At 41.9% G+C, this 5,433-nt stretch carries 5 protein-coding genes; all 5 read left to right on the top strand.

The features are described 5' to 3' along the window. Window positions 1-508: 508 nt before the first annotated feature. The 5 genes from VE944_RS17525 to VE944_RS17505 all read left to right on the top strand — a co-directional run bounded on the left by VE944_RS17525 (window position 509) and on the right by VE944_RS17505 (window position 5,244). Window positions 509-1,114 carry a calcium-binding protein gene (locus tag VE944_RS17525; RefSeq protein WP_324979409.1) on the top strand — a complete coding sequence of 202 codons (606 nt, stop codon included), beginning with the start codon at window positions 509-511 and terminating at the stop codon, window positions 1,112-1,114. Between the two features lie 201 nt (window positions 1,115-1,315). After that, complete coding sequence (locus VE944_RS17520; protein ID WP_324979406.1) at window positions 1,316-2,650, top strand: calcium-binding protein; 1,335 nt, start codon at window positions 1,316-1,318, stop codon at window positions 2,648-2,650. Window positions 2,651-2,751: 101 nt separating this feature from the next. Continuing rightward, on the top strand, window positions 2,752-3,423 hold the full coding sequence (locus tag VE944_RS17515; RefSeq protein WP_324979404.1) for a DUF938 domain-containing protein: 672 nt from the start codon (window positions 2,752-2,754) through the stop codon (window positions 3,421-3,423). Between the two features lie 192 nt (window positions 3,424-3,615). Continuing rightward, window positions 3,616-4,437 carry an NADPH-dependent oxidoreductase gene (locus VE944_RS17510; protein ID WP_324979401.1) on the top strand — a complete coding sequence of 274 codons (822 nt, stop codon included), beginning with the start codon at window positions 3,616-3,618 and terminating at the stop codon, window positions 4,435-4,437. Window positions 4,438-4,455: 18 nt separating this feature from the next. Beyond that, on the top strand, window positions 4,456-5,244 hold the full coding sequence (locus tag VE944_RS17505) for an SDR family oxidoreductase (RefSeq protein WP_324979399.1): 789 nt from the start codon (window positions 4,456-4,458) through the stop codon (window positions 5,242-5,244). Window positions 5,245-5,433: the final 189 nt, after the last annotated feature.

The raw sequence follows: 5,433 nt of genomic DNA, 5'->3' as shown, positions 1-5,433 counted from the left end.
TTTAACAAAGTGTAGGGGTTAATTCCCCATCCCCAAAGGGAATTGCTTGTAATGAGAAAGGGGTTTAAATCCCCAGACGCTCGCAGACTCGCTAACGCTTCGCTATCTCAAAACGTAATTGCGTTAGCGACGCGCAAGGCGAGTCCGCGATAGCGACGCAGGAGCGTCGCGTCATTGCGTTAGCGACGCGCAAGGCGAGTCCGCGAGCGTCATTGCGAATTGCAAATTGTTTAATTGCTTCTGTCAATGCGTAAGTCCTATAAAACATGAAATTAACAATACCTTATTTGTGGTCAAGAGTAGTATAAATGCGATCGCTCTGCTTGAACCAAGAATATAAATAATATTTAAGCAGGGCCGATAAGGGACTTCCAACTAAAAAAGTAATCAATCGTTTTGGAAGGTAGGGGGAGAAAAAATTGGATAGTGACGTTGGATGTAGGAATTAAGTAATTTAATTCTTGGATGTTCCTAATAGTAAAATTTACAACTTTCAGAGATAAAAAATATGGCAATTTTACAAGGAACTAACGCTGATGATACCCTCAATGGGGGTGGCGGTAACGATAGCCTGAATGGAGGTCTTGATGATGACTTGCTTTTTGGGAATGCTGGCAATGACACCATCAATGGAGCTGACGGTAGTGACGTAATATTTGGAGGCAATGGTAATGATAATCTGATTGGAGGTTTTAGTGGATCTCCATCTGCTCCTCAAGGATTCTTTGATGACTTTCTTGTAGGGGGTGCTGGTAGTGACACTCTCAATGGATTTGGCGGTGCTAGAGCAAGATTATTTGAGAGAGATGAGTTAATAGGTGGCGGTGCGGTTGACAATAAGGGCGACGTCACAAATATTTCTGGCGATGGCGTGAAAGATGTATTTGTGCTTGGGGATACGAAAGCCCCTTATTATACAGCTGCTGGCGACAGAGACTATGCTCTTATTTTGGGCTTTGAGAAGGGTATTGATCAGTTGCAACTTAGTACAGCTGTGAATTATACACTCGAAGTTAGAAGTCAGATAACTGAGGTTGATACTTTGATTTTCGCCCAACTTCCTGGCGGTAATGAGCTAATTGCGATTGTAGCAAACGTTAACCTGAATACATAGGTATGGCTCATCATCAATAGAGGATAAAAGAACTATACCTTGTTTGTGGCCAAGACTAATTTAGATGCGATCGCCCTGGATAACCAACATTACTGCTGAAATTATGAGATTATGCGATCGCTACGCCTAACTCCACAAAATAGGGTTGCATACTCTCATACATCTTTGTAGACAAAGTACTTAACAGGAACAGAAAATATTATGCGACCACAGACACTATTTTTACAGCCAATTGTAGATCAAGTTCCTAATCCCAATCCTAACTTTGCTAACGCTAAAGGGTCTGCTTCTTTCTCCAACTATAGTCAAAAGCCTTCAGGAAGTTTAACTACCACTCAGGTAAAGACATTGGTTGAAAGTGGCGTTGCTACTGCTACGGTTCAAGCCGGAGCTATTTTTGACACAGACCCGACTTTTTCTTTGCTCTTTAGTGACGTTACTGGCATAGGATTAGATGGTTCTTTTACAGGAACTGCCAGTAGTGAAATGCAGGTGGTTGCTAGTTTTAAAGTTGCTGCTAATAAAAAATTCTCTTTTGATTTCTTGGCAGACTTAGCACTAAAAGCTAAAGAAATTGAAAATTCTGCTACTGAATATAACCAGGCTAAGGGAAAAATTGGTTTCTTGGCACTAGATACCACAAATCCTGATAAACCTAAAGTATTGGATTATTTCGGTATCCAAGGTACGTTAATTTCCTCTGAGCAAATTGCTGATTTAGAATATAGCAAAAGTAGTAGTGTTACTATTAAGAATCGCCCCCAAACTACTGATATTGATGGCGATAATGGTGAAGACTCCCTTACAGGAAAGGTCGTTGGTAGTTATCAAAAAACATTTAAGAATAACATCAACATCACAATAGTAGAAATGAATGCCAGTAATATTACTTTTTTAGGAGATACTTTAATCAATAATTTAGGTAAAAACGTTATTTATGGCACGGTTGGAAAAAATAATCTTGAAGGAAGTAATAGTGAAGATAAAATTTATGCCAGCTTAGGGGATGACAAAATAGATGGAAACAAAGGCGATGATATCCTCGAAGGTGGGCAAGGGAATGATACCCTAGATGGAGGTCAAGGCAATGATAGCCTAAATGGCGGTTCGGGTAATGACATTGTGATTGGTGGTGAGGGGGATGATGTTTTAGTTGGTGGCGACGGCTATGACAAATTTATTTTCAACTTTAACGATAGCTTGTTGACAAGTAAGCTTAGTGACGTCCAAGATTTACTAGGTGGTATTGGTATTAATCTCGGTATCGATAATCTTTTCAACGTTAGCGATGGCTTGTTGAAAAGTGAGTTTGATGTCATTCAAGATTTTAAAATTGGTATTGATAAGATTGAATTTACAGGTTTGCATGATATTGACGCTAAAACTTGGTTAAATGAGATGTTTGATCAAGGAAATGTAACCGATAGTAATGATGGTCTCCTTTTGAGTTTTAATTCTGGAGACACTCAACAAACATTACTGCTGTCAGGTGTAAGTTCTAACCAGTTTAGGTCTGAGTCGATCCTAGTTTCTTAGAGTAATTTACTAATAATGCTTTGCGTAATTCGTAATACCTGTTTTCTATGGTTTTTAGACAATAGCTACTAAGATGAAATCAGGTATGGAAAACGATACGGATGACACTACAAGACGCACGAGAATACGCACCAGCAACCGAGCGCAATCGTGAACCAATTCTAGAAGTACTTTTACAAGTATTGCCTAAGAGCGGCACGATCTTGGAAATCGCCAGTGGTACTGGTGAACACGCAGTCTTTTTTGCGCCCAGACTCAGAGATTGTATGTGGTTACCAACAGATACAAATCCACAAAGAAGAGCCAGCATTATTGCATGGACTGAACACATTGGATGTAATAATATCTATCCACCGCTTGAACTTGATGTTAGAGAACCAGTTTGGGCAGTGGAGGAAGGGACAGTAACCCAGTGGCTGGATACCTCGCCAATTACCGCCATCGTCAATATCAATATGATTCACATTTCACCTTGGTCAGCCTGTCTGGGGCTAATGGCAGGAGCAGGTCGTATCCTAAAAGCAGGAGGTATCCTCTATTTGTATGGACCCTTCAAACGAGGTGGAGAACATACAGCACCGAGTAATGTAGCTTTTGACAACTCTTTACGCGCCCAAAACCCAGAGTGGGGTATACGTAACTTGGATGATGTTGTAGCAGCAGCTAGCGCACAAAATCTCACCTTGAAACAAACTTACCAAATGCCAGCTAATAATCTTTCAGTAGTGTTTCAACGAAAATCGCCGGGAATTCCATCTCAACAAGAGGGGTAGGAGGAATAGCCGTCCGCCGATTAAGTGATTAGTCAATTACAGCCATGTTAACAAATATGGGGGTAATAATGGATAGCTCTCAAAGGGAGAAGTACGGAATGCGGCGCTGTGCGCCTGTTCCTCAAGGGTTTTCAGTTAGCTATCCTTATAAAACAACTGAAAATTTTTAAAGCGTGAATTTTGAAATTGATTATGACTAATCTTACAGAACTATTGCGATTGCGCTACGGTGAAATTCCCTTCAATTCCGCAATTGAATGGAATGATTCTCTAACAGCACTACTATCTCACCGTTCAATCCGGTCTTATCTATCCGAGCCTTTACCGCCGGGAACTCTGGAGCTGCTAATTGCAGCCGCCCAATCTGCATCTACTTCCTCTAATTTGCAAACCTGGAGTGTGGTAGCAGTCGAAGATCAAGAACGCAAAGAGGAGTTATCTAAACTAGCAGGGAACCAAGCACACATTAAGCAGGTTCCTTTATTTTTGGTTTGGTTAGCAGACTTAGCGCGTTTAAGTTACGTTGCTGACAGTCGCAGCATTTCTCATGATGCACTGGAATACTTGGAGATGTTTGTGATGGCAACAATTGATGCAAGTTTGGCGGCGCAAAACGCAACAGTAGCAGCCGAGTCACTCGGTTTAGGAACAGTATATATCGGTGGAATCCGCAACCACCCGCAAGAGGTAGCTGAGATATTGAATTTACCTTCTTCTGTGTATGCTGTGTTTGGGCTATGTGTAGGCTATCCGAACCCTGAAGTAGAAGCAGCGATTAAGCCACGATTGCCACAATCAGCTGTGCTGCACCGCGAAACTTATAAATTAGCAGATCAAGAAGAAGCGATCGCTCACTACAACGAGATCATCAAAGAATTCTATACTGAACAAAAGATGAACGTCCCTGGCGATTGGTCAGAACACTCAGCCCAACGGATCGCAACCGTAGAATCACTGAGAGGACGCGATCGCTTGCGGGAAGTTCTCAATCACCTTGGCTTCAAATTGCTATAAACAAGAAAAATCAGGATTATGGATTTGCAACTCCGTGGCAAAGTCGCCTTAGTGACTGCTGCTAGTAAAGGTCTGGGCAAAGCTACAGCAAGGCAATTTGCCCGTGAGGGTGCAAAAGTTGCCATCTGCGCCCGTAGTGAGTTAATTGACAAAACTGCTGCGGAGATTGCAAGCGAAACAGGCACAGAAGTTCTATCTCTGCGTGCAGACGTTACCAGTCAAGCAGATATTGAACGGGTAATTAATGCCACAGTAGAGAAATTCGGCGGGTTGGATATCCTCGTTACCAATGCCGGAGGCCCGCCTGCTGGTACTTTTGATGATCTTGATTTGACAACCTGGGAATCAGCAGTTAACTTAACCTTACTGAGTGCAGTTCGCCTAGTTAAGTACGCCTTGCCTCACTTACGCCAATCTACTGCACCGGCGATTCTTACCATCACCTCAACCTCAACCAAACAACCAACCCAAAATCTGATTTTATCTAATTCGATTCGATTAGCGGTAATTGGTTTAACTAAAACCCTTAGCCAAGAACTAGGTAGCGATAAAATTCGCGTCAACAGCATTTTACCAGGCTGGACATATACAGAACGGGTAGAAGAATTAATCAACGCGCGGATTGCTAAAAGTGGTGAAACAAAAGAAGCAGAAATTGCTAAAGTTAATGCGGCAGTTCCTTTAGGCCGCATAGGGACACCAGAAGAGTTTGCTAATGTTGCAGTATTCTTGAGTTCACCAGCTGCATCCTTTGTGAATGGAGTGATGTTGCAAGTAGATGGTGGAATTATTCAAGGAACATTTTGAGCAGTTTGGATTTGAAATAACTTCTAGGCCCGCCGCAGGCATCGCACTTATTCAATCTATGCAGAATGAAGGGATTAGTTTAGAGGAAATAATCGGGTTTATCAAAAGGGCAAAAGCTAAGAAATCTTAACAGTTCGTTATTACCTGGGTTCATGCGCCAATCCCAAGAAAAGATTTCAACAACACCTG

Origin of the sequence: Nostoc sp. (assembly GCF_035638895.1) — a bacterium.
Taxonomy (GTDB): domain Bacteria; phylum Cyanobacteriota; class Cyanobacteriia; order Cyanobacteriales; family Nostocaceae; genus Nostoc.
The sequence above is the reverse complement of the archived record's forward strand: the minus strand, read 5'-3'. Positions and strand labels throughout refer to the sequence as shown.

Excerpts from the sequence above, each read along its gene's own strand:
- VE944_RS17520 (WP_324979406.1), top strand. The coding sequence starts at position 1,316 with ATGCGACCACAGACACTATTTTTACAGCCAATTGTAGATCAAGTTCCT.
- VE944_RS17505 (WP_324979399.1), top strand. The coding sequence starts at position 4,456 with ATGGATTTGCAACTCCGTGGCAAAGTCGCCTTAGTGACTGCTGCTAGT.
- VE944_RS17515 (WP_324979404.1), top strand. The coding sequence starts at position 2,752 with ATGACACTACAAGACGCACGAGAATACGCACCAGCAACCGAGCGCAAT.
- VE944_RS17510 (WP_324979401.1), top strand. The coding sequence starts at position 3,616 with ATGACTAATCTTACAGAACTATTGCGATTGCGCTACGGTGAAATTCCC.
- VE944_RS17525 (WP_324979409.1), top strand. The coding sequence starts at position 509 with ATGGCAATTTTACAAGGAACTAACGCTGATGATACCCTCAATGGGGGT.